We start from the raw sequence: 22,231 nt of genomic DNA, 5'->3' as shown, positions 1-22,231 counted from the left end.
GCATCAAACAACCCCCTTTAACATGCGATTCATTTTTTTACATGTAAAGAATTTGTTTCTATTTCCACCCAATCCAAATAGGCTTCTAAACCTTTTTCAATGGGTATTTGAATGATTTCAGGTAACTCATAAGGATGATATTCGAGCAAGAGTGTTTGAATAGCTTCAAATAAAGACGAGCGCGTTTTAATCACTAGGCGCTGCTCAGGCTCTTCGCATAATGCTCCATCCCAATGGTAAAAGCTTTGAATAGCATTCATTTGAACACACGCAGCAAGTTTTTTCTCCAACAAAAGATACGTGGCATCTTTAGCGCTTTGTTCATTGGGAAACGTCGTGATAATCAAACAATAAGAACCCATAATTTTCTCCTAACAGCAATCATGCTCTAAGTAAAACTGATGTAGAATCAAGTGTATCTGTGGAATTTTAGCATAGTAACGCTCGTCTATCCTCTTTTACATGTAAAGGTTTTTCATGGAATCATTCACCAATGTATTTGTCATTCTTGTAGCCCTTGGATTTTTGTATCTTCTTCTTAAGCCCCATAAACAACCCAAGACCAAAGCCCAAAAACAAGAAGAGATACGCCTGAAATATCAACAAAGACTGCGTAAAGAACTTTCAAATATCAACGACACAGAAGAGAGAACAAAGAAGAAAACAGATTTATTGAAAGTCTTTGCCAAAGAGCTGGAATTTAATCTTTTTTTTGATAAAGATGACGTAAGGATATTGATTCAAGAGTTAGCGAATTATTAAAAAGGATAAAAAAGATGCAAGGGAAAATCCCTTGCACAAAGCACAAAAGTCTCGAAAGACTTTTGCAAAAGAATCATTAACGTTTTCAAGGAAACGTTGAATGATTCCTTGAAGTAAATCATTAACGTTTTGAGAACTGAGGACTTCTTCTTGCTTTTTTGCGACCGTATTTTTTACGCTCAACAATTCTTGAGTCACGAGTCAATAAACCGTATGGTTTAAGGATTGCTCTAAAGTCTGCATCCATAGAAGCAAGTGCTTTAGAGATACCATGACGAAGTGCATCCGCTTGCGCTGAATAACCGCCACCTAAAGTGTCAGCTACGATATCAAAGCTTGCTTCTTGTTTTGTAAGAGCAAGCGGTTGGCGAACACGTTTTTTAATGGTCTCATGACCACCAAGCCATGCTTCAAAATCAATACCATTAACAGTGATAGTACCTTTACCAGGTGCGCTGACCCATACTTTAGCGACAGCTGTTTTTCTTTTTCCAGTTGCATATACTTTTGCCATATTACTTTACCTCTGCCTTGCTAATTTGTGCGGTATGTGGATGTTCGCTACCGGCATAAACTTTCAGCTTTTTGATCATCTCTTTAGCAAGATTTGTTTTTGGTAACATTCCTCTTACTGCAAGTCTATACAATTTAGCTGGGTTGTTGGTTAATAGATCACCCAATTTTTCAGTTTTAACGCCACCGAAATATCCTGTGTGTCTGTGATACAATTTTGTGTCTAATTTTGTTCCACTAAACTCTACTTTTTCCGCATTGATGATGATAACGAAATCACCACAATCAACATTTGGAGTAAAATAAGGTTTATGTTTTCCTCTAAGCAGTGTTGCTACTTCTGTAAGGACTTTACCAAATCTCTTACCAGCAGCATCCACTACGATCCAGTCGCGTTTAACTTCGCTTGGCTTAATCGCTTGTGTAGCTTTCATTTGTCATAACCTTTGACGTATTTATTTAACGAAGTGCAAGTGTAATTAATTTATGCTTACATACAGCTTAAATTAAGTGTATTATAAGCTTTTGACAAGCTCGACTCCGTTAGGAAGAAGATAGCAGATATAAGCTTCTATAGGAACAGCATACATCTGCGTCAAAGCTTCTTGATACAGCTTCACTTGCGCATGATGTTTAGAAGCATCTTTTTGTGAACTTTTATAATCTACAATCACCATTTTATCTTCAAATTCAAGTAAAAGATCAATCTGCTTACGCTCTTTTTGATACATAAGCGGTTGTTCTTTATGCACAATTGCGCCATCTACCAATGCCATAAATGCTGTATCAGCAATCAGATGCTCTCCACGCTGATACAAGGCATGTAAAGTCGCTTCATCGAGTATCGGCGCATAACGATTCTGTAATGCAATAAAAGCTCTTTTTAAAGCTTCTTGGTCAAAAGATTCCATCATTTCTAACAAATAATGTAGTGCGATACCAAAACTAATCGCTGCTATCTCGTGAGAGGGTTCATCCATTTCCACATGCGTCACCTCTTGTGCACCATAACGCGACTGGGGATACAGTTTTAATGTCTCTGGTGCATACATTTCTGGTTTGATGATGTGCGTTATTTCACCTCTTTCACAGACACTAAGCCCTAAAGAAGTAAACGCACTGTTTTGCTCTTTCGCACAGACCCATAAAGAACGTTTTGCCCTCGTGATGGCAACATACAACGCATTTAACCTGTCTTCATCTTGCAAATGACGCTCATGCTCTTTGGCTTTGGCGTACAAAGAGTCAATATGCTCTCGTTTGCTCATGTTCAGATAAACCCCTTTGATAGTCACCTCATCGTAGTGCAATAGCAATGTATCGCTACGATTGTTCTCCTTGGTCAGTCTGTCGCACAAAATTACATGTTCAAATTCTAAGCCCTTGGACTTGTGAATCGTCAAAACGCGAAGTCCGTCTGTATCTTCACTTTTAGCCTCATCACTTAGGTCCTCTAACGCAAACAAAAAGGTTTCGATATCCTCATAACGGCTTGCCACTTCAAGGAAGCTGAGCATGTCATTACTGCCATCAAATAAATGGTGCTCTTCGATAAGCTTGCTTAACAGAGCCAAAGGTGAAAGCTCTAAATCTTTCGCATTGTAAGACACAGGAGTCAGCCATGATTGCGCACTCAGCGTTAAGAACTGCGCGCGGTAAAGTTCATCGTGAAAATAGCAGTATTTTAAAAGCGCTAGTAACATCTTGATGCGTGGGGTATCAACCAAACGAAGCGTTGCTTCAAGCCTGACATGTAAATGTTCAAAATGCTCATTGATGAGCTCTTTGAAGACTTTGGCATCTTTATTGGTATGCACCAAAATAGCGATATCTTTAGGCGCAATCCCTTTTGCTAAAAAACAGCCTAATGCCTCTAAGAGCTGTCCTTCAACACGCTCATCCATGCACACTTTAATGTAACCTGCTTCTTCTTTTTGCGCCACTTTTTGAGGTTCATACCCTTTAATTTTCCCCTGAAAAAGTTCATTGACAAACGAAACAATGCGCGAAGTGCTGCGGTAATTGGTATACAAAGCATCGACTTCTAAATGCAAACTCTCTTTCGCATAACCAAACAACTCTTTCGCACCACCCCTAAATCGGTAAATCGACTGCTTAATATCTCCGACAAAGAAAAGCGTTTTAAAGGCTTTAACGCCTTGCCCTGCTCTAATTTCTTCAATAATAGGCAATAAAATTTGGTACTGCACAATGCTTGTGTCTTGGAATTCATCAATCAAAAGATGCTCTATCGTGCCATCCAATCGAAAGTAGAGAAAATCTTTGTCAATCTCATGGCGTAAAAGAGTGTACAAAAGATTGGTCACATCATCAAACGCCAATTCGCCAAACTCTTGGATAAGCCCATCAATGCTTTGCTCATACAGCTGATACAATGCGCCAAGCTGTCCTAACACATACGCTTCTTTCTCATTAATGTAGCGATTGAGCACTTGCTTTAGTTCACGTAATAGCGCCGTTGTTGTTTCATCCGCATACTTTTTATAGCTCCAATAATCAAAGTCTTCGCGCTCCAAATATTTCTTTTCCAAGACTTCACTGAGCGTTGTGGCATGAAACGTTGCCAACACACTTGAAGAAGCACCTCGCTCTTCAAAAAGGCATTGAAGACGCGTTAAGATGTCTAAGACAGGTTGAAACAGAGGAAATGCATGCTGGGGCAATGTGGTCAAGTCAAGTTCTGATTTTTTTTGATACAACGTATGCAATAGCGCAAAAATATCTCCCAAACGCTTGTCTTCCCCCACACTAAAGGCAATTAACGCGTGGTAAAGATTTTTCGTTTTACAGCCTTGTATAAAACGCTCTACCAAAGCTTCATCCATTGCTTTGTTGGAGATGCTAAAATCAGGCTGAATGCCAAGGTTGAGTGAAAAATGGCGTAGAATCATCGCAAAAAACGAGTCCAATGTAGCGATGTTAATATCCGCTTGCAACAGCGTATGCAAAATAGTTTCTTTTACATGTAAAAGCTCATTTTTTGACATCTGTGTTAATTGTGACAAAGCTTCTAATTCATCTTTAGACTCTAAATGTTTCAGTGTTTCAAAGATGCGACTTTTCATCTCAGAGGCCGCTTTATTGGTAAAGGTGAGTGCGACAATCTTTTGCGGGTTTGCACCCATGAATAAAAGTGCTAAATAACGTACCGTCAAAGCAAACGTTTTGCCACTACCCGCACTGGCTTCTAGCGCTAAATAAGGTTTAATAGCCATGTTACACCTCTTCTCTTTGGCACAATAGGGCATAAGGACATAACCTGCAATGTTTGAGCTCTTCACACTTTTCATAGCCATTGATTGGCTCTTTAAGGCTACGAAGTTTTTCATCCAAAAGTGTTTTTTTCTCTGCTAAAAATGGCTCTTCTATTAAGGTACCCGCTTTGAGGTCATAATAATAAACCCCTTCGACCTCACCTAAAGATTGCGCGATAATGCTGTAAAACACCAATTGAAAATCAATGGTTTGCTCTAATGAACGTGATGTTGTCGTAGGCACTTTACCGCTTTTATAATCGATGATACTCAGTTTGTTATTGCGAATATCAATGCGGTCTATTTTACCTTCTAAGATAAAACCGTTATAGGGGATAGTATGGGAGAACTCTTTTTTAAAAAGATGATACCCCGCTTCAAAGCGTTTTATTTCATTCTCAATAAAGGGCTCAAGTTTCACTGTCCACATATCCGCAAAATAATGCCAAACCTCATGGGCATTCTGTGCTTTCAAACTCGCTCGAATCTGCTCTTTTAAGACTTTTGAATCTAAAAGCACAGCATCGCACATTACCTCTTCTAAAACGGCATGTAGCCTGACACCCAAACTTTGCTCATCAATCTTATTGGTAGGCATTTTTGCCTCTTTAAGATTGAGCACGTAGCGAAAATAAAATTGCCGTTTACAGCTTAGCAATATTTTTAACTTGGTAGCAGAAATGGGTGAAGCTAAAAGATCATAAGGTGCATCAATAAACGCTTCATCATACGCTATTTTAGGAGCATGCGGTTTAAAAAAATGTGGTGCGAGTATCGTATCTTCGACCAAGACTCGCTCGTGAAAACCCAATTCGTCTAAAAAGCGTGATGGCAAAGAGAGTTCATTGTGAACATAAGAAATCGCTACTTTATCGGCTTTGTATAAGAGTTGCTGGTAATAATACCGTTGTAAATTCTCACGGTCTTTTTTGGTCGGAAGTCCTACGTGTGCACGCAATGCCGATGAGAGAAACAGGTCTTTTTGACTTCGTTTCGGAATGAACTCATCGTTAAAATCGACGATAATCGCGCCTTTATACCGAACACCTCTCGTCTCTAGCAACCCTAAAACCGTAATTTTTCCTCCGCGAACATCATCACTGCTTTGCGCTGAAAGTCGGTTTAAAAACAGTCGGACTACTTGTTCAAAGCGAAGAGCCGGTGCTCGATTTAAAAAATGAGTAAAATGGAAAAGCACCTCTTGCAAAAGCGGGTTTTTCTCTTTAATCGCATCATAGTCCAAAAGGCTTTCTAAAAGACCTAGCACCTCTTTGGTCTCTAGCTTTTGATGCCATTTTTCTTTACATGTCACTCGTAATTCTTCTTCAAGGTGATGGCGATTAAGGCGAAGCACGTCCTCAATATCATCATAACGAAACGCCTTTTCAACAGCTGATAGCTTTTGGTAATACGCCGTATTCTTCAAACTAATACCCATCGCAAAATTGAGATTATGGTACGTATCAAAATTATGCAAGCTCTCACTAAAATGCTCATCAGGCAATACCACGACAATCTCTTCAGGGCTCAGTCCCTCTTCGACAAATTGCGCGATGGTATTTTGAACAAACCCAACTTGTGCTAAACGCGAGCCAAATCCATATGTTTGAACGTTTTGTTTGGGGCTTTTCAATGCGTTTACATGTAAAATTTCTTTGGACGAGAGATTGATTTCATACGCATGATTTTCCTGAAGTGAGATGCCCAACTCTTCAAAGAGTTTCATCATTTTATGATTATACGCTGTGATAGAGAGTTTTACATGTAATGGTATTAAGGTGGCAATATTCGTTAATAATTCCACTTCAAAACGACTCAAAAAACCCTCGACATGCAAACAAACACTGCCAAGAGATTGAATGTAAGCACTATTGAGTTCATAACATTCAGGCAAGGTAATACGATCAAAAAGGGCATGTTTGGACAAAAGTGCTTTGTAGTGTTTCAATAAGGTGTGTAAAACTTCTAAATGCTCCGCAAAATGTGCATAGGTATCGGCACCTTGAAGCGAACTTAGCGGTACTTTTTCGTGTGAGAGTTCTTCAAAAAAACGAAACAGATACGTTGAGTTTTTCAAAAAAGTAAAAAATTCTCGCTCAATATGTAAGAGTTCATACTTTGTAAAATGCGTTGCTTCTTGCATAAGTAACACCCGCATATCATCATCCACCAATTGGTGATTGGGAACGAGCACTGCTTTTTGCTCAAATTCTGCAATGGTAATGGCTTTGGGTAGAAGTTGATTTGTCTCAATAAAAGTATCGTAAAATGAGCGAATTGCTCGTGAAGTAGCAAAAACTTCTAACATAAATCACCTATCCTTTTGTTATGAAAGAAGTCTATTATAACAAAGCAAAGATTTGAGAAGCTTTTTTATGTCAGATTGAAAGAAAAAAGCGGCAAGACCACACAATCTTACCGCATACACTATAAAGAAATGAAGGGGACTTATTGAGCAGCGTAGGCCTCATTTTTATGATAGCCTTTAAATTCACCGACCTCAATTTTACTGAGGATTTGCCATCGACCTGGTTTTGAAATCGTAAATGGTCCAAACGTGTATAAGCCGTTTTCAGCTTTTGCAGGCTCAAATGTTTGGTTTTCCTTATTGGTTTCAGGGCGAGAAAGCATCAGTTGAATTTTTGCATCCGTAACCGGGTTACCACTTTTATCGGTTAATTTTAATGTAATACTATTTTGTCCAATAATAAACTTTTCAGTAGAATATGCAAGGTCAAATTTGGCATCAAATTTTCCTTGGAGTTCCATGATTTTATCAATATTATTTTCAACTTTTTGATATTTCTCCATATAAAATGTATCCATTTCAACAGGATTATCTAAAGCTATTTTCACCGTCCAACCGCCAGCAACAACAACACCTAAAATCATACCGATAACGGCGTGTGGGTAGTAATTTCGTTCACTTTTCATATTAGCCACGATTTCTCATCCTTTTAAATAACATAATTAACACCAAAACTGCTACAAAACCATAAATGGCAATTTTCACAATTTCAATAGTTATTTTATTGGAACTTCCAATGGAGCTGTCTAATTTAATGTTGCGATAGGCTGAAATTTGGTCCACGATATCGCCATAACCATTGAGCAATGCAGCACTAGAACTTGCCTCTTTTTTCTGGTTCGTTAGAAGCGGTATAATCGTACCGCGCCATGGGAAAGGCGAAAGAATTGCTTCTTTATCAAACTCTTTTTCCATTCCATTCGAGCTATAAATATCCACTTTTTTTTCATCGGAAAAGAGTGTAAGAAGGACATAAGGCGGTGTCATATCTTTGGCAAAGTTTTTTTCAAAGGTCACTATATCTTCTCCGCCTGTTTTTTTGGCGATTAAGACAACTTTGATACCACTCTTAGCAAAAAGCTCTGCACCCATTTCTTCAATTTTTTGGGCAGCTCTTTCTTCAAGAACGTTATCATAGATAACAAAATCCTTGGCAAAAACGACAATCGGGCTCAAAAACAAAACGCAAAGGAGCAAAAGCCCCTTTGCATTTACATGTAGCAATGCTTTCATTAACCAATAAACAAATGATGCGGTGTTAAAACCGCCCATACAGAGACTACTGCTAGCACCACTAAGCCTAAAGCGATAATTTTATCCATATATTCTGCCATGTTAGACCCCTTACTTTACTATAACTTTCTGATTCGCATTGGCAGCATTTCTCATTTGAAGCGCTTGCGGATCAGTTATTTTATAGGGTTTATTTGCAACCGCTTGCTGAGCTTTGAGTCCAAAGAATGTTAAAGCTCCAAGAATTGAAAGCAATAACACTGTTGCGATTAGCATACCAGTAATGCCATTTAGTCCAAATACGTGTCTACTTGTATTTTCCATTGTCTCGTTCCTTATTTAGATAAAGAGCTGACATAAGTGCCAACAGCAATTTTTTGTACATTGGTTAAACGTCCATCGTTGAACTTAGGCATGTTACCAATGGTACCTTTTTTACCTGTTCCTAAAACATTAACAACAAATTTTGCATTGCCATAAACGCTTAAATCAGGAGCACTTCCAGCCATACCTTTACCATCATCACCATGGCATGCAGCACATGTTGCCCAAAGTGCTTTACCACTCTCAACCAATGTTGGATTTTTAGTTTTTTTAACAGAAGAGACTTCTTGCATCACATACGCCGCGACGGCTTTTGCGCTCTCTGCATCTAGTAATCCTGCTGGCATTTCACCAAGAGGATAGTCTGAGCCTTTTGCACCGTTTAAAATCGTTGCAACAATAGCGTCTTCATTACCCCATTTGGTTAAGTTCATCGCTTTTCCATTCATACCGTCACCCGTAACACCATGACATGGAGCACATTGTACAAGGAAAACGCCTTCACCCATTCCCATCAACGTTGCCGCATCAGGATTAGCGAATTTACTTTCAAAATGCGCGTTATAGCTTTTAACTTCTTCATTGTACTCGCCAATTTGTGAGTATGAGCTTAAAGGATACCCTGCGAGGAAATACCATAAGCCCCAAACAATTGTTCCCACAAATGAGAGTGCCCAACCAATTGGCAATGGATTTTTATATTCACCAATACCATCCCAATTCTCTTTCGCTAATTCTCCGCTACTTTTATCGGTTTTCATCTGTTTGATGTATTTTAACGAAACACCTACAGAGAGAATTAAAATAGCTGCTGCACCAAGCAATGCTAATGCGTTTACATTGTCATTCAGCCAATTCATCTATTACTCCTCTTTATTCTTTCTCTTTGTTTGACGGTGAACGTGACTCAATAGGGGCATCGTCAATATTGTCATGCAAGGCAATATTCGAATACTGCTCATAATTTCTGGTACCTTTTTTTTCAGCTCTGTAAAGATGGTACAAATAACTGTACATAATTACCGCCAAAATAACCGTAAAAGACATATACCCATAACCTTGAAGCGTCCTAATTGTTTCCATATCCACCGTAGACACCTTACTTTAAGCTATTGAGATAGGCAATTAATGCAACAATCTCTTTGATCTCACCGCGATTAAATGCCTCTTTTACGTCTTGACTTTTCATATCAGCAACGATAGCACCAGCTTGCGCCATGACATCTTTTTTTGCTTCATCATACGTACCAAGTTTTGGCATATCCGCTTGATCATAAGGAACATTAAACACTGTTTTAACGGTATACGCTTCAGCATATGCCGTATCAATGTCTGCATTGTTCTTAAACATGTGTTTATAAGCCGGCATGATAGAACCAGGAACAACGCTCTTTGGATTCATCATATGGTATTCATGCCAATCCGTTGTTCTATAATTACCAACCCTCATCAAGTCTGGTCCTGTTCTTTTTGAACCCCAGAGGAATGGTCTATCATACGCATATTCACCGCTTAAAGAGTACATACCATAACGGTCTGTTTCAGATTTAAAAGGACGAATTAACTGTGAATGACAAGCGTTGCAGCTGTCTTTAATATAAACTTGACGGCCCGCAAGCTCTAATACTGTATAAGGTTTTGTACCGACTACTGGGCGCGCACTTTCCATAAAATCTGGAAGAATAGTGACAACACCCGCATATGCAATTACTAAAAATACACCTACCGCAAAAAAGAATGGGTTTCTCTCTAACCAATGAAACATAATCCTACCCTCCTTTTACGCTGCCATAGGCGAAGCATTTTGAGGTTCAGACTCAATTGCTTTACCAGCAGTAATTGTTTTGTACATATTGTAAGTGAACATAAAGAAACCGATTAAGTAGAGTAAACCACCTGTTGCACGAAGTGCATAGTATGGAATAAGTACTGTTACTGTATCGATAAATGAATACGCAAGGTTACCAAATTGGTCTGTTGCTCTCCACATCATACCTTGAGTAATACCTGCAATCCACATACTTGTAAAATACATAATAATACCCGTTGTTTGAATCCAGAATTGTGATTCCATCAATTTTTTGCTGTAAAGTGCTTTTTTATACATACGAGGAGCCATATGATACAATGCTGCCATTGTCATAAAGCCAACCCAACCAAGTGTACCATCGTGAACGTGACCAGGAATCCAATCTGTAAAGTGTGCTAAAGCATTAACAGATTTGATAGCTTGGATTGGACCTTCAAGAGTACTTAACATGTAGAATGTTGAAGCAAATACCATGAATTTGATCAATGGATTTTCTTTAAGTTGTCCCCATTGTCCTTTCATCGTTAAGAGCATGTTAATCGCACTACCCCAAGATGGAAGAATCAAGATAACGGAGAAAATAGAACCCATTGTTTGAACCCAGTCTGGAACCGTTGAGTAAAGAAGGTGGTGTCCACCTGCCCAAAGGTAAACGAACATTAATCCCCAGAAAGAGAGAAGTGAAAGCTTGTAAGAAAACACTGGCTGACCAGATTCTTTTGGCAAGAAGTAGTAAATCATCGCAATAATAGGCACTGTGAAAACAAATGCTACCGCGTTGTGACCATACCACCATTGAACCATTGCATCATTGCTACCGGCATACATAGAAACAGAGTGATACCATTTTCCATAACCAGAGACAAAATACGTTGGGACTTCCATGTTATTGAAAAGAAACAACATAGCAACACCAAGGAATGTTGCAATAAAGTACCACATTGAGATATAAAGTGTTTTTTCACGTCTGATACCAATCAAACCAAAAATACTAAATCCCCAAAGTACCCATACAACAACAACAAGAATATCCAAAGGCCACTCTAATTCTGCGTACTCTTTAGAGGTAGTAATACCCAAAAAAAGATTTAGCACAGCAGAAACCATTAAAATCATATAAAGCCAGAAATGAATTTTTCCAACAATCATAAGAAATGGTGACTCTGCCATCGAAACCTTGAGTACTCTTTGCCCTATATAGTACCACGACGCAAAGATTCCGCTTAGTAAGAATCCAAAAATTACCCCAGACGTGTGTAACGGACGTAAACGACTAAATGTCCCATATTCACCTGCCAAGTAATTCAACTCAGGGAAAGCCATCTGATAAGCGATAACCACGCCTATTAACATACCAACGATTCCAAATAGAATCGCTGCGTAGGTAAAACATTTGGCTACTGAATAGTCATAGTTCAATGCATCTTTTGCCTGCATCAATTCCTCCTACTTTGTTTTTATGTCACAAAAATATCACATAATGCAAGAATTATAGTGCAGGAAATCTACAAGGAAGCTTAAGAAGATTAAATTTGTGTTAAATAAAAAAAGTTAAGGAAAAATTAAAAATAGAAGAAAACAAGAACGATGCTATTATCGTTCTTGCGTATTGATTTTGTAGCCAAGCCCTGGTATGTTCTTGATAAACTCTTTATCTGTTTTTTCACGAACGCGTTTAATAAACGTTCGAATGGCTGAATCTGTTACTTTTTTGTTTGTCCAAACATACTTTTTTATCTCTTCATGTAAGACAAAAACACCCAAATTTTTAACTAAGATTGAGATAAAAAGTAACTCTTTTTTCGTTAAGAAAATTGTTTTGCCTTCTTTAACTAAGACTCTTCTGTTTTTATCAAATTGATATCCGAATCCCATATCGACAATATCACTTTGATCAAGCATCTCTTTTGAAACAAGTTTAAGTGTTTTGAGTAGCTCATCAGGATCAATAGGTTTAATGAGGTATTTATCAATACCCACATCAATGGCTTCGAGTAAGCGTTCTTTTTCGCTAAAAGCACTTAAAATGACAACCGGTGTCTGTTTTGAAATATGTTTGATCTCTTTTGCCATCGCTAAACCATCCACAACAGGCATCATAATGTCTGTTACCACAATGTCTGGCTTATATTTTTTAAATTTTTTTAGACCATCATCACCGTCTCTAGCAACAATGAATTTTCCAAATTCATCACCAATGGCACTCTCTAAAGCGTTTCTGAGGTCTTCTTCATCTTCAACAAATAAAACCGTCAATTTTGACAATCCACTCATTCCCTTTCCTTTTTGCTCTTTTGTACGGGTATTGTTATCGTGAAACAGACACCATCATCACTATTAAACGCGACGATAGATCCTTTCATGCTATTTTTAATAATCATTTTGCTCATATACAACCCTAATCCTGTGCCCGCACTTGCATGTTTGGTTGTAAAATAGGGTTCAAAAATTTTATCAAGAATAGCAGTATCAATTCCCCCTGCATTATCGCAGACCTTAATTATAGCATCTCCTTGCAAAGATGTGTCAATTTCAATATAAATTAATCTATTTTTTATTTTATTTTGGGAAAAAGCATCAATTGCATTATTAATTAAATTGATAAGTACTTGTGAAAATTCATTGAAATAACCTTGAATTTCAGCGTCTTGTTTGATTTCAAGTTTAATCTCTACTTCATTTTTATCGACAGTACCTCGCATAATATCCATTGCTTCTTTTGCAACGGAACTTAAATAAAAAAATTCACTTTCACGGCTTGGATTGAAAAAATTACGAAAATCCTCAATGGTTTCTGACATTTTAGAGATAATTTTTTTAGCGTGCTCATAACTGTCTTCAAACTCAATATCTTTGCCATCATTTTGACGACGATAGAGCTTATTCATCTTATAAAGCGTGATATTGAGTTCAGAAAGCGGTTGCCTCCATTGATGAGCGATATTCGCAATCATCTCGCCCATAGAAGCCAGTCTGGACTGTTGGAATAAAAAACGATCTTTTTCACGATTTTTTTCCACTTCTTCCTTGACGCGTTCTTCTAACGTTTGATTGAGCTTCGTCAATGCTTTTGTCTGTTCTTTTACACGCTCTTCTAGGGTTGCGTTGAGATCTTCTAACTCTTCATCTTTTGCGATTAAAGCTTCACTCAAACGCACACTCTCTGTCACATCATAACGAATGGCAATAAACTCTTCAATTTCATCATTTTCATTCAGAATAGGACAAACAGTCGTATTCACATAAAATGTACTGCCATCTTTGGCTAAATTTTTTACTGTTGATTTATACGTTTTTTTTTGAAGAATAGTTTGCCAAAGCTGCTTAAAAGTTGAAGCTGGGACATCAGGATGTCTAACGATATTATGATTTTGCCCAATCAACTCTTCTTTGCTATACCCAGAGATTTTACAGAATTCATCATTCACAAACGTAATAATGCCATTAATGTCAGTTTTTGAAATGATATTACTGCTTTCAATCGCTGTTTGATACTGTTCTAATTTCATGCTATGACTGCACTGTATCCAATATAAGACATATAGATGCCATATCCCATAATAATCAACGAAGCCACTTTAATCATTACCTCACGAAAGCTGCTTCCTTTGAGAAATCCTACAACAAAACCAAGCCCTAACATTGCAGGCATTGTGGCAAGTCCAAACAGCGCCATTTTAAGTCCTCCTAGCCAAAAAGAACCCGATGTTGCTGCCGTTGCTAAGAAAAAATAGACTAGTCCACACGGTAAAAATCCATTTAAGACGCCCAGCCCATAAAAACTACTGAGTGATTTTGAGTGAATTAATTTGGAAAAAAGTGTTTTAATCGTTGGATTAAACGCAATGGTTGCCTCTAAAGAGGTGAGAAATTTTATTTTACCCATCATGGATAATCCCATTAAAACCATGACAATACCAATAACAAAGTAAAAATAACCGTTAATATGTTGGGAAAATGTGAAAATGGAACCAATAGCACCAAAGAGCATGCCTAGAGTGATATAAGAACTCACACGACCAATATTATACATAAGGTGAGATAGAAATTGGCGAAAGGATGACGCTGAAGAATCAATTTTGGCACTGCTATAGGCCATAACAAATCCTCCGCACATACCGATGCAGTGACCAAGGCTTCCTAAAAATGCAACACTGATAATGGCTGTAATATCAATAGCGTTAATGGCACCGCTCCATGTATTGAACTCTTAACACGCTCTCAAAGCAAAGCCTTGAGAGCTACGCTAACGCCAAGTTTTTTCTAGAAAACTTGGCGCACCTTTGGCGCTGCTTTATCTTTTTACAGAAAGTCTTTTATAATCTGTTAGCAAACTCTTGAAAAATATAGCGACTCTCTTGGGGGCCTGAACTGGCTTCAGGATGATGCTGAACGGAGAAAATAGGTTCATTATCATATTCAAGGCCTTCAATAGTGTTGTCAAAAAGATTGACGTGTGTTATTTTAGCAATTTTACAAATTGAATCGGGAACATTATAGTTGTGGTTTTGCGTTGTGATTTCAACCACATTATTTTTCATATTTTTAACAGGATGGTTACCACCATGTTGTCCAAATTTAAGCTTATAAGTAGGATAACCATGGGCTATAGAGAGCAATTGGTGTCCTAAACAGATAGCAAACATTGGGACTTTCGCTTCAATTAACTTACTTACTTGTACCGCTTCATCTTTCAAAATCAATGGATCACCAGGACCATTGGATAAAAAGATTCCATGAATATCACCTTTTTTATAGCGAGCAATCACTTCATCAGCACTAAAATTGTGAGGAATGACTTCAACATCCAATCCCACTTCGCACAATTCATTCAAAATATTGCGTTTAATCCCTAGATCAACAGCAAGAACTTTTTTACCAATACGTTTTGGTGTAGCGTTATATGCTTGCGCTTCAGCGTCCCAAACGCCATGAGCATGCACATACGTTTCAGGCGTACTGACTTTTTCAATGTAATTGACCTCTTCAATGCGAGGGCTTGCTTTAAGCATCGCTTGAAGTTTCTCTTTGTCACTCACTTCTGTTGAAGCAATCATCATTTTAGGGCCAGAATCACGAATCATCTTTGTTAAGTATCGTGTATCAATATCACAAATACCCATACTGTGATGTTGTTTTAAAAACTCTGGTAACGTTTTTGTTGCTCTAAAATTAGAAGGCATTACGTTGAGATTTCGGACAAACATGCCGCTTGCGTGAATCGTTCTGCTCTCCATATCGTTATCATTTGTTCCTACAATGCCAATTTCAGGCATAGTGAACACAACAAATTGACCCGCATAGCTTGGATCACTCATAATTTCTTGATAACCGCTCATAGAAGTATTAAAAACAATTTCGCCTGTTTTTGTACCTTCAAAGCCAAAACTTTTAGCCTCTAAAAAAACACCATTTTCGAGATAAATCCATACGGGCTTTAACATCATGACAACATTCCTCTTTTGCGTAACTCTTCTTCATAGAGTTTTTCAAAAATCAAATCATATTCTTCAGAACCAGGAATCAATTTGCGCTTGTAGTGCGAAATGCGCTCGGCAACTTCATCTTCAATGGCTTGAAAATGCTCTACATAATTTTCAATGGCGCAAAAAACAACGTTTTTGATACGGTTTTCAGAGACATTGTATTCAATAAGTCCTTTTTTCCAAGAGGTTTCAAGGATTTCGTGTGCAACAGCATTGTATCTATCTTCATACGATAAAATAACATCAAACTCTTTCGCTAACTTTTTCTTGATAAGCCAGAACATATTGCGTCTATCGACTCTTTGAAACTCCATCTCGTCTTCGTTTTGTTCCAAAATTTCTGTGACTCTCTCTTCAAGTGCAATCTCTTTTTTTATATCTTCTATAATCAAATCCTCTGCGACTTTTGTTACGGGTTCTAAGCCTTGAAGCATTGTCACAAATCCACAATTAAAAATATCGATAGCTATTTTGTTGGCAATATATGGGGCATGAGGCAATCTGATTTTCATCCATAAACCTTACTTCTGAATTTTCACGCATTGTATCAAACGTAAGGTAAATATCTGTTTAGAGTAAGTTTTGAAAGGTTTTTGTCACTCTTTTGTTTGATTGTTATCAATAAAAGGAGGCCCTTTTTTCAAACGCTGTGTAAGGTCAGAGGCAATTTGAGGGTTCATTTTTGCAAAAATTTGAGAGATTTTTTTAGCAGGCAATCCAAATAAAATAGCGGCACCTTCATTCACAGGAAGCTTTTCAATAATTCCTGCGGCTGCACCATCTTTCATCTTATTGTATGTATCATCAATCTTTTCGTTCTTTTTGGCTTCAACAAGTTCTAAGAGCTTTTTATTTTCTTCAAGCATTGCTGCTATGCGCTTTTCTTTTGCTTCAATTTCCGCTTTTGTTTGGGCAATGGTGTTCTCTTTTTCTTTCAAAGACGCTCTTTGTTTGTCAAACAACGCATTAGTCGCAGCTTGGAGTGCTTCGAAGGATTGACGTGCTTCATCTACTTTTTCGACTTCGTGCAGTAGTTCACTTTTGCGCTCTTCAAAAATTTGTGTACAGTCCGTGGTTTCTGCATACAAAAGGCTACCGATGACTAAAACCCAAAGATATTTCATGCATGTCCTTTTTTACTAAGCTCTCCTGCAAAGAGGAGTGTCGATACTTCATCCAAATAAAGTTGCTCTTCTTTTTTAAGTTTTTCCATCATGGCTTGGAGTTCTTGCTCTTCTAGGTACTTAAACTTCTCATATTCAATGTGAGCTTTTTGATACTCTGCTTGAAGTTTTTTTGTCTGCTGTTTGGTTGTAACCAGCTCTTGCTCGTAACGTTTTTTTTCACGGTTGAGAATCATCTTTTGTTCTCCCACCATCGTTAAAAGGGAAATAACACCCGATTGAGGAATTTGTATGGCTGCAATATCTTCATAAATTGAGGCTATTTTATGAGAAAGTAGCCTCTCTTTATTTTGACTTTTAATCAGTTCTTTTTCGATAGCATCACGCTTTTGTTTTCGTATTTTGGCTATCTTCGAGAACTGACTCTTCATCCATTTTCACCTTTACATGTAAATTATAAAATGATGGTATCGTTCCTATCAGGACTGGTTGAAATGAGACCAATTTTTGTACCCGTTAAGGCTTCAAGGCGTTTGATATATGCTTTGGCTGTATCGGGTAAATCTTCAAATTTACGACATCCCACAACGCTTTCCCAGCCTGGAAGTTCTTCGTAAATTGGGATAATATTTTCTAAATCTTCGGGTAAGCTCTCTACTCTTGTGCCATTCACTTCATACGCAACACATACTTTAATGGTTTCAAATCCATCTAAAACATCGAGTTTCATAATGGCCAATTCATCACAACCATTAATACGACTTGCATAGCGGCATGCTACGGCATCAAACCAACCACAACGACGCGCACGTCCTGTTGATGTACCATATTCATGCCCTTTTTCACGTAATTGATCGCCATCGCTGTCAAAATCTTCCGTAGGAAAAGGTCCATTACCGACACGTGTACAATAAGCTTTTACAATACCCGTTACTTTGCCAATATCTTTTGGGTTCAAACCTAAACCAACACAAGCACCCGCACTAATCGTACTTGAACTTGTTACAAAAGGATAGGTACCATGGTCCACATCAAGCATGGTACCTTGCGCACCTTCTAGCAGCACTTTTTTCTCTTCGTCTAAATATTTCCATACCATTTGCGTCGTATCGGCTAAAAAAGGTAGAAGAACATTAGCATAGCCGTCAAGTTCCGCTTTGAGTGTTTCATAATTGGGCGTTACGATTCCTAATGCGTTAAACACTGCTCTATTTTCATCATAAAATTCAATAAGAGATAAAGCAAGCTTTTGCGTGTCACGGAGTTCACCTAAACGATGGCCGCTACGCTCAATTTTACTACCATAGCTTGGTCCAATCCCGCGACCTGTTGTGCCGATTGCTTTTGCACCGCGAAGCTTTTCTTTTGCTTGGTCGATTAAAATATGATGGTTTAAAATCATGTGAGCCTTGTCGCTGACAAACAAACGACCTTCGAGTTTATCGAATTGCGCCATCTCTTTAATCAAAGCTTCAGGACACACGACAACACCATTACCAATCACATTGATTGCTTTTGGATTGAGAATACCTGAGGGAATAAGATGCAGTGCATAGCGTACACCATCAACCCAGATCGTATGACCTGCGTTGTGTCCTCCTTGATAACGGCACACGATGTCATAATGTTGTGCCATCAAATCAACGATTTTACCTTTACCTTCGTCACCCCATTGGATGCCGACAATCATATCCGCTTTCATATTACTTTCCATCTCTTTTAATTAGTATTTCAATCAAATCATCGGTATAAAGTCCAAAACCGCTCGAGCCAATGCCCTCGCAGTCATAACTTCCACCAGAACCTAATGTGAAATTTTTATGAATAAACCTAAAAAACAATGCATTATAATAGCGCATTTTGACGTAATACAATGGTGAATAAACAACATTGCATGCAGGCAAATGCTCTGAAAGCTTTTTAAGTTTTTCTAATTCGCCTTTGAGTTCGAGGGGTACTTCATCAATCACTGCTTCCAGTTCTTCAAGAGTTTGTAAACAGGTCAATTTCGTAAGCCATGGAATATTTAGGGCTAAAAGTTTTTGAAGTTCGCCTTTTTCAAAAACAGCCAAATCAAGCTTAAGCATCTCAGATAAGATTTTTGGAATATTGATATTACTTACATGTAAAAGTGAAGGCAATCCAAATTTTTCAAAAATTCCAAGACAGGTTGCAATACTTAAACTCAAATTTTCTTCGCCAATCAACTCAGCACCAATTTGATGCACTTCATGGCTAGGATAGCGAAAAACAGGCTGAATGTAAAACCATTTTGCATGATTGGTACTTCGTTCAACACGCTTAGTAATCAGTCTTACCACGTCCATTGTACTGTCCGCACGCAAAGAGACAATATGATTTTCTTCATCTGAAAAACGTAATAACTCTTTTTCATCAATACTTTGATGTTGATGATATGAAAAAAATGGTGTCACTATCTCTTCAAAGCCAGCTTCGTGTAAAAGTTCGCTAGCAACTTTCTCAAGTTCTCTCTTTAGTTTCGCACTCTCTCCAAAGTAGAGCTTACTCCCTGTGGGTATTTCGTGCTCATAAATCATTCATCAACCTATTTGTAAAATTCTTGAGTAAAAACTCTATTCGCAGCCCCATCATAAGAGCGTTTTCCAAGTTCACTGAGCGCCATTTCAATGGCATTAAGCGTCCACGCAGTTTCATAAACATTCACAAGACCCATGTGGTTAATTCTAAAAAGCGTCTCTTTGATATGGTCTTGTCCACCTGCCATATTGACGCCATATTTGCTTTTCAAAATCTTGCGAATCTTCGCAGCGTCATCGTGCAATACCGCACTCATAGAAGGAGCAGGAACTTTTGGATAGATATGTAACCCTAAAGCTTTCAGTGCTTCGTTGGTTGCATGAGCGCGTTTTTGCGTATTTGCATACAGCTTTTCAAGTCCACCTTGCTCGTCAATCACCTTAAACATGGCAACAAGGCCTATTACCAATGTTGTAGCCGCTGTCCAAGCCGTTGTATTTTTACGTTGATTTTTCAATTCAATTTTGAGATTAAAATAGTACCCTACACCACCCCTATTTTCGATGACTTCAAGTGCTTTGGCATTGAGTCCAACAAAAGCAAGTCCCGGGGGTAACATCAATGCTTTTTGGCTACCAGAAATCAGCGCATCAATATGCGTTGTATCCACTTTTTCGACACCCACCGCCGTAATGCCATCGGCAATAATCATAACATTAGGGCGAATCTCTTTCACTGCCTTAGCAATCGCTTCGATAGGATGACGCAAGCCGCCTGCACTTTCACACACTTGCATACAAATCGCATCAATACTAGGATCATTTTTGACACATTCAACAATGGCTTCAACACTCACAGGAGTGTCCCATTCATTCTTAATTTCAACAAATGGTTTATTGTACGCTGCACAAATTTTGCCGAAACGCTCGCCAAATTTACCAGAATTAACAACAACTGCTTTGCTTTGGCATAAATGAAGAACACATGCTTCCATGGCACCTGTGCCACTAGAAGCCAACATAAGAACCTCGTCCATATCAAAAAGTTTTTTTAAATAACCTCTGGCTTGCTCAAAAATAGCCTCAAATTCTGGCGTTCTGTGATGAATCGTAGGCGTGCTCATTGCCATACGAACCGCTTCAGGAACCGGTGTTGGCCCTGGTGTCAAAAGTAACATAGATAATCCTCTAAAAGTGGAGTTTTAGAAGTGATTGTAACAAAATCTTGCTTGTTGTTTCTTTAGTATGCATACCTCAAACTTTTTTCACAAAAGTGATGTAAAAGTCATTTTCAAATCTTTTTTAATGAGTAAACTAATTCATTAATGTTTTGTGACACCAAAAGGAGAATGGATATGTCGTTCAAAGCCAAAATTATCTTGAGTATTTCTGCGTTAATGTTTTTAAGTCTGAGTATCTTTAGCTTTTTTAGCTACATAGATACGAAAAAAAATAGCATTGCCCAAGTTGAAAAAAGTCTCACAATGGCGTCGCGTTCATTGACAGATTATATTGATTTGTGGATAGCTTCTACCAAAAAAAGTGTGGATGGGGCAGCTCATTCTTTAGACAATAGTGCTTCTATGGATGAAAAAGAGCTGCAAAAGCAACTCAACAATTTTATGCACACCTGTGATGCGCTTGAATCTTACATAGGATTTGAAGATGGGAGAATGATTTATGGAAGCGGCAAAGCACAAAAAGCAGGCTATGACCCACGACTAAGACCCTGGTATAAACAAGCAAAAGAGATGGGTAAAGTAGGCATTACCGATGCCTACATAGGAGCAACGGCTAAAGTCTTGATGGTCACTGTAATGGCACCCATTATGTACAATCATCAATTTAAAGGGGTTATTGGTATTGATATTACACTAGATACGTTAGTGAAAACCGTGGGTGATGTCAATTTTAACGGTGGTTATGGAATGCTTTTAGATACGAAAAAAATTATTATTGCACATCCTGATAAAGAGCGCTTAAATAAAGAGTCCATCTTGGCATCTAAATTTGGCGATATGAAAGAAGGGCTATTGGGTTATGAGTTCAATAATGAGCATAAAATCTTTGCATTTAAAGTCTCTAAAGAGAGTGGATGGATTCCTGGCATTACCTTTGATAAAGACGAAGCGTATCGTTTTTTAACCTCGCAAATCAAAGATTTAATTGTGCTAGGATTTTTTATGCTCGTCCTCTCCATCGGAATCATGGTGGTGCTGATTAAAGCACTGTTACGACCACTGGATACCTTGAATAATGTGGTAGAGGAGTTATCCAGTAGTGAAGGAGATTTAAGACAACGTTTGAATGTATCAACCAATGATGAATTCTCCCATGTCTCTCGTAATATCAATAAGTTTATTGAAAAGCTTCATGAGATTGTCAATAAATCAAAAACCATTAGTACCGAAAATGCTTCTATTTCAGAAGAACTCTCTCGTACCGCTTCTGAAGTGGTTAAAAATGTCGATACCGAATCTAAGATTGTAGAACATACCAAAGAAGAAGGTATCGCATTGGTTAAAAATATTGAAGCATCGGTTGGTAAAGCAAAATCATCTCAAGAAGCCTTGCGTAAAACACAAGGAGATATTGCAGGGGTTAAAACCAAAGTCGAACAGTTAGAAAATACCATGCAAGCCACCGCAGCCAAAGAGCAAAACTTAGCAGAACGTCTTAATACCGTGAGCCAAAACGCCAATGAAGTCAAAGAGGTGTTAAGTATTATTCGTGATATTGCAGATCAAACCAATCTATTAGCCCTTAATGCTGCTATTGAAGCAGCACGTGCAGGTGAACATGGACGTGGATTTGCCGTTGTGGCCGATGAAGTAAGAAAATTGGCTGAGCGTACCCAAAAAAGTTTGGTGGAGATTGATGCCACCATTAATGTGGTGG

General features: G+C 38.2%; 24 protein-coding genes. 2 read left to right on the top strand and 22 right to left on the bottom strand.

Annotated elements, in window-relative coordinates:
* Positions 1-29: 29 nt before the first annotated feature.
* Positions 30-362 carry a divalent-cation tolerance protein CutA gene (gene cutA, locus AC5SLP_RS13760; protein ID WP_495255734.1) on the bottom strand — a complete coding sequence of 111 codons (333 nt, stop codon included), beginning with the start codon at positions 360-362 and terminating at the stop codon, positions 30-32.
* A 115-nt stretch (positions 363-477) separates the two neighbouring features.
* Between cutA and AC5SLP_RS13755 the strand changes: the two genes are divergently transcribed.
* Positions 478-762 carry a hypothetical protein gene (locus AC5SLP_RS13755; RefSeq protein WP_495255733.1) on the top strand — a complete coding sequence of 95 codons (285 nt, stop codon included), beginning with the start codon at positions 478-480 and terminating at the stop codon, positions 760-762.
* A 121-nt stretch (positions 763-883) separates the two neighbouring features.
* Here AC5SLP_RS13755 and rpsI read toward each other — a convergent pair whose 3' ends face one another.
* The 21 genes from rpsI to AC5SLP_RS13650 form a co-directional block, all read right to left on the bottom strand.
* Positions 884-1,276 carry a 30S ribosomal protein S9 gene (gene rpsI, locus AC5SLP_RS13750; RefSeq protein ID WP_495255732.1) on the bottom strand — a complete coding sequence of 131 codons (393 nt, stop codon included), beginning with the start codon at positions 1,274-1,276 and terminating at the stop codon, positions 884-886.
* A gap of 1 nt (position 1,277) precedes the next feature.
* Positions 1,278-1,709, bottom strand: coding sequence for a 50S ribosomal protein L13 (rplM, locus tag AC5SLP_RS13745; protein WP_495255731.1), 432 nt, complete (start codon positions 1,707-1,709; stop codon positions 1,278-1,280).
* Between the two features lie 81 nt (positions 1,710-1,790).
* Positions 1,791-4,511, bottom strand: coding sequence for a RecB-like helicase (locus tag AC5SLP_RS13740; protein WP_495255730.1), 2,721 nt, complete (start codon positions 4,509-4,511; stop codon positions 1,791-1,793).
* A 1-nt stretch (position 4,512) separates the two neighbouring features.
* Positions 4,513-6,858: a PD-(D/E)XK nuclease family protein gene (locus AC5SLP_RS13735; protein WP_495255729.1), complete on the bottom strand. Its 2,346-nt coding sequence runs from the start codon at positions 6,856-6,858 to the stop codon at positions 4,513-4,515.
* 140 nt (positions 6,859-6,998) lie between these two features.
* Positions 6,999-7,484: a FixH family protein gene (locus AC5SLP_RS13730; RefSeq protein ID WP_495255815.1), complete on the bottom strand. Its 486-nt coding sequence runs from the start codon at positions 7,482-7,484 to the stop codon at positions 6,999-7,001.
* 1 nt (position 7,485) lies between these two features.
* The gene (locus AC5SLP_RS13725; RefSeq protein ID WP_495255728.1) at positions 7,486-8,055 is read right to left on the bottom strand and encodes a TPM domain-containing protein; all 570 of its coding nucleotides are present in this window, start codon (positions 8,053-8,055) and stop codon (positions 7,486-7,488) included.
* A 147-nt stretch (positions 8,056-8,202) separates the two neighbouring features.
* Positions 8,203-8,415, bottom strand: a complete 213-nt coding sequence (locus AC5SLP_RS13720) for a DUF4006 family protein (protein WP_495255727.1) — start codon at positions 8,413-8,415, stop codon at positions 8,203-8,205.
* A gap of 11 nt (positions 8,416-8,426) precedes the next feature.
* Entirely contained in the window at positions 8,427-9,275 is an 849-nt protein-coding gene (locus AC5SLP_RS13715; protein WP_495255726.1) for a cbb3-type cytochrome c oxidase N-terminal domain-containing protein, read from the bottom strand.
* Between the two features lie 13 nt (positions 9,276-9,288).
* On the bottom strand, positions 9,289-9,498 hold the full coding sequence (locus AC5SLP_RS13710; protein WP_495255725.1) for a cytochrome c oxidase, cbb3-type, CcoQ subunit: 210 nt from the start codon (positions 9,496-9,498) through the stop codon (positions 9,289-9,291).
* 16 nt (positions 9,499-9,514) lie between these two features.
* On the bottom strand, positions 9,515-10,180 hold the full coding sequence (ccoO, locus tag AC5SLP_RS13705; protein ID WP_495255724.1) for a cytochrome-c oxidase, cbb3-type subunit II: 666 nt from the start codon (positions 10,178-10,180) through the stop codon (positions 9,515-9,517).
* Positions 10,181-10,195: 15 nt separating this feature from the next.
* Positions 10,196-11,662, bottom strand: a complete 1,467-nt coding sequence (gene ccoN, locus AC5SLP_RS13700) for a cytochrome-c oxidase, cbb3-type subunit I (RefSeq protein WP_495255723.1) — start codon at positions 11,660-11,662, stop codon at positions 10,196-10,198.
* Positions 11,663-11,818: 156 nt separating this feature from the next.
* The gene (locus AC5SLP_RS13695; protein ID WP_495255722.1) at positions 11,819-12,499 is read right to left on the bottom strand and encodes a response regulator transcription factor; all 681 of its coding nucleotides are present in this window, start codon (positions 12,497-12,499) and stop codon (positions 11,819-11,821) included.
* Positions 12,496-13,734, bottom strand: a complete 1,239-nt coding sequence (locus AC5SLP_RS13690) for a PAS domain-containing sensor histidine kinase (RefSeq protein WP_495255721.1) — start codon at positions 13,732-13,734, stop codon at positions 12,496-12,498. Before AC5SLP_RS13690 ends, AC5SLP_RS13695 begins: the two co-directional genes overlap by 4 nt.
* The gene (locus tag AC5SLP_RS13685) at positions 13,731-14,384 is read right to left on the bottom strand and encodes a sulfite exporter TauE/SafE family protein (protein WP_495255814.1); all 654 of its coding nucleotides are present in this window, start codon (positions 14,382-14,384) and stop codon (positions 13,731-13,733) included. The genes AC5SLP_RS13690 and AC5SLP_RS13685 overlap by 4 nt, the downstream gene beginning before the upstream one ends.
* Positions 14,385-14,541: 157 nt before the next feature.
* Entirely contained in the window at positions 14,542-15,672 is a 1,131-nt protein-coding gene (gene carA / locus AC5SLP_RS13680) for a glutamine-hydrolyzing carbamoyl-phosphate synthase small subunit (RefSeq protein ID WP_495255720.1), read from the bottom strand.
* A complete protein-coding gene (locus AC5SLP_RS13675) occupies positions 15,669-16,223 on the bottom strand; it encodes a DUF507 family protein (protein ID WP_495255719.1) in 555 nt (184 codons plus the stop codon). The genes carA and AC5SLP_RS13675 overlap by 4 nt, the downstream gene beginning before the upstream one ends.
* An 84-nt stretch (positions 16,224-16,307) precedes the next feature.
* Positions 16,308-16,835, bottom strand: a complete 528-nt coding sequence (locus AC5SLP_RS13670; RefSeq protein ID WP_495255718.1) for a MotE family protein — start codon at positions 16,833-16,835, stop codon at positions 16,308-16,310.
* Positions 16,832-17,266, bottom strand: coding sequence for a flagellar export protein FliJ (locus AC5SLP_RS13665; RefSeq protein ID WP_495255717.1), 435 nt, complete (start codon positions 17,264-17,266; stop codon positions 16,832-16,834). The genes AC5SLP_RS13670 and AC5SLP_RS13665 overlap by 4 nt, the downstream gene beginning before the upstream one ends.
* Before the next feature lie 23 nt (positions 17,267-17,289).
* Positions 17,290-18,537 carry an adenylosuccinate synthase gene (locus AC5SLP_RS13660; RefSeq protein ID WP_495255813.1) on the bottom strand — a complete coding sequence of 416 codons (1,248 nt, stop codon included), beginning with the start codon at positions 18,535-18,537 and terminating at the stop codon, positions 17,290-17,292.
* Position 18,538: 1 nt separating this feature from the next.
* Positions 18,539-19,393: an ATP phosphoribosyltransferase regulatory subunit gene (locus AC5SLP_RS13655; RefSeq protein ID WP_495255716.1), complete on the bottom strand. Its 855-nt coding sequence runs from the start codon at positions 19,391-19,393 to the stop codon at positions 18,539-18,541.
* A gap of 8 nt (positions 19,394-19,401) precedes the next feature.
* On the bottom strand, positions 19,402-20,511 hold the full coding sequence (locus AC5SLP_RS13650; RefSeq protein WP_495255715.1) for a pyridoxal-phosphate-dependent aminotransferase family protein: 1,110 nt from the start codon (positions 20,509-20,511) through the stop codon (positions 19,402-19,404).
* A gap of 177 nt (positions 20,512-20,688) precedes the next feature.
* Here AC5SLP_RS13650 and AC5SLP_RS13645 point away from each other — a divergent pair.
* A partial coding sequence (locus tag AC5SLP_RS13645; protein ID WP_495255714.1) for a methyl-accepting chemotaxis protein occupies positions 20,689-22,231 on the top strand: 1,543 nt, incomplete at its 3' end.

It is taken from the genome of Sulfurospirillum sp. E15m (assembly GCF_059415145.1).
Note: the sequence above shows the minus strand (reverse complement) of the source record. Positions and strands in the feature narration are given on the sequence as shown.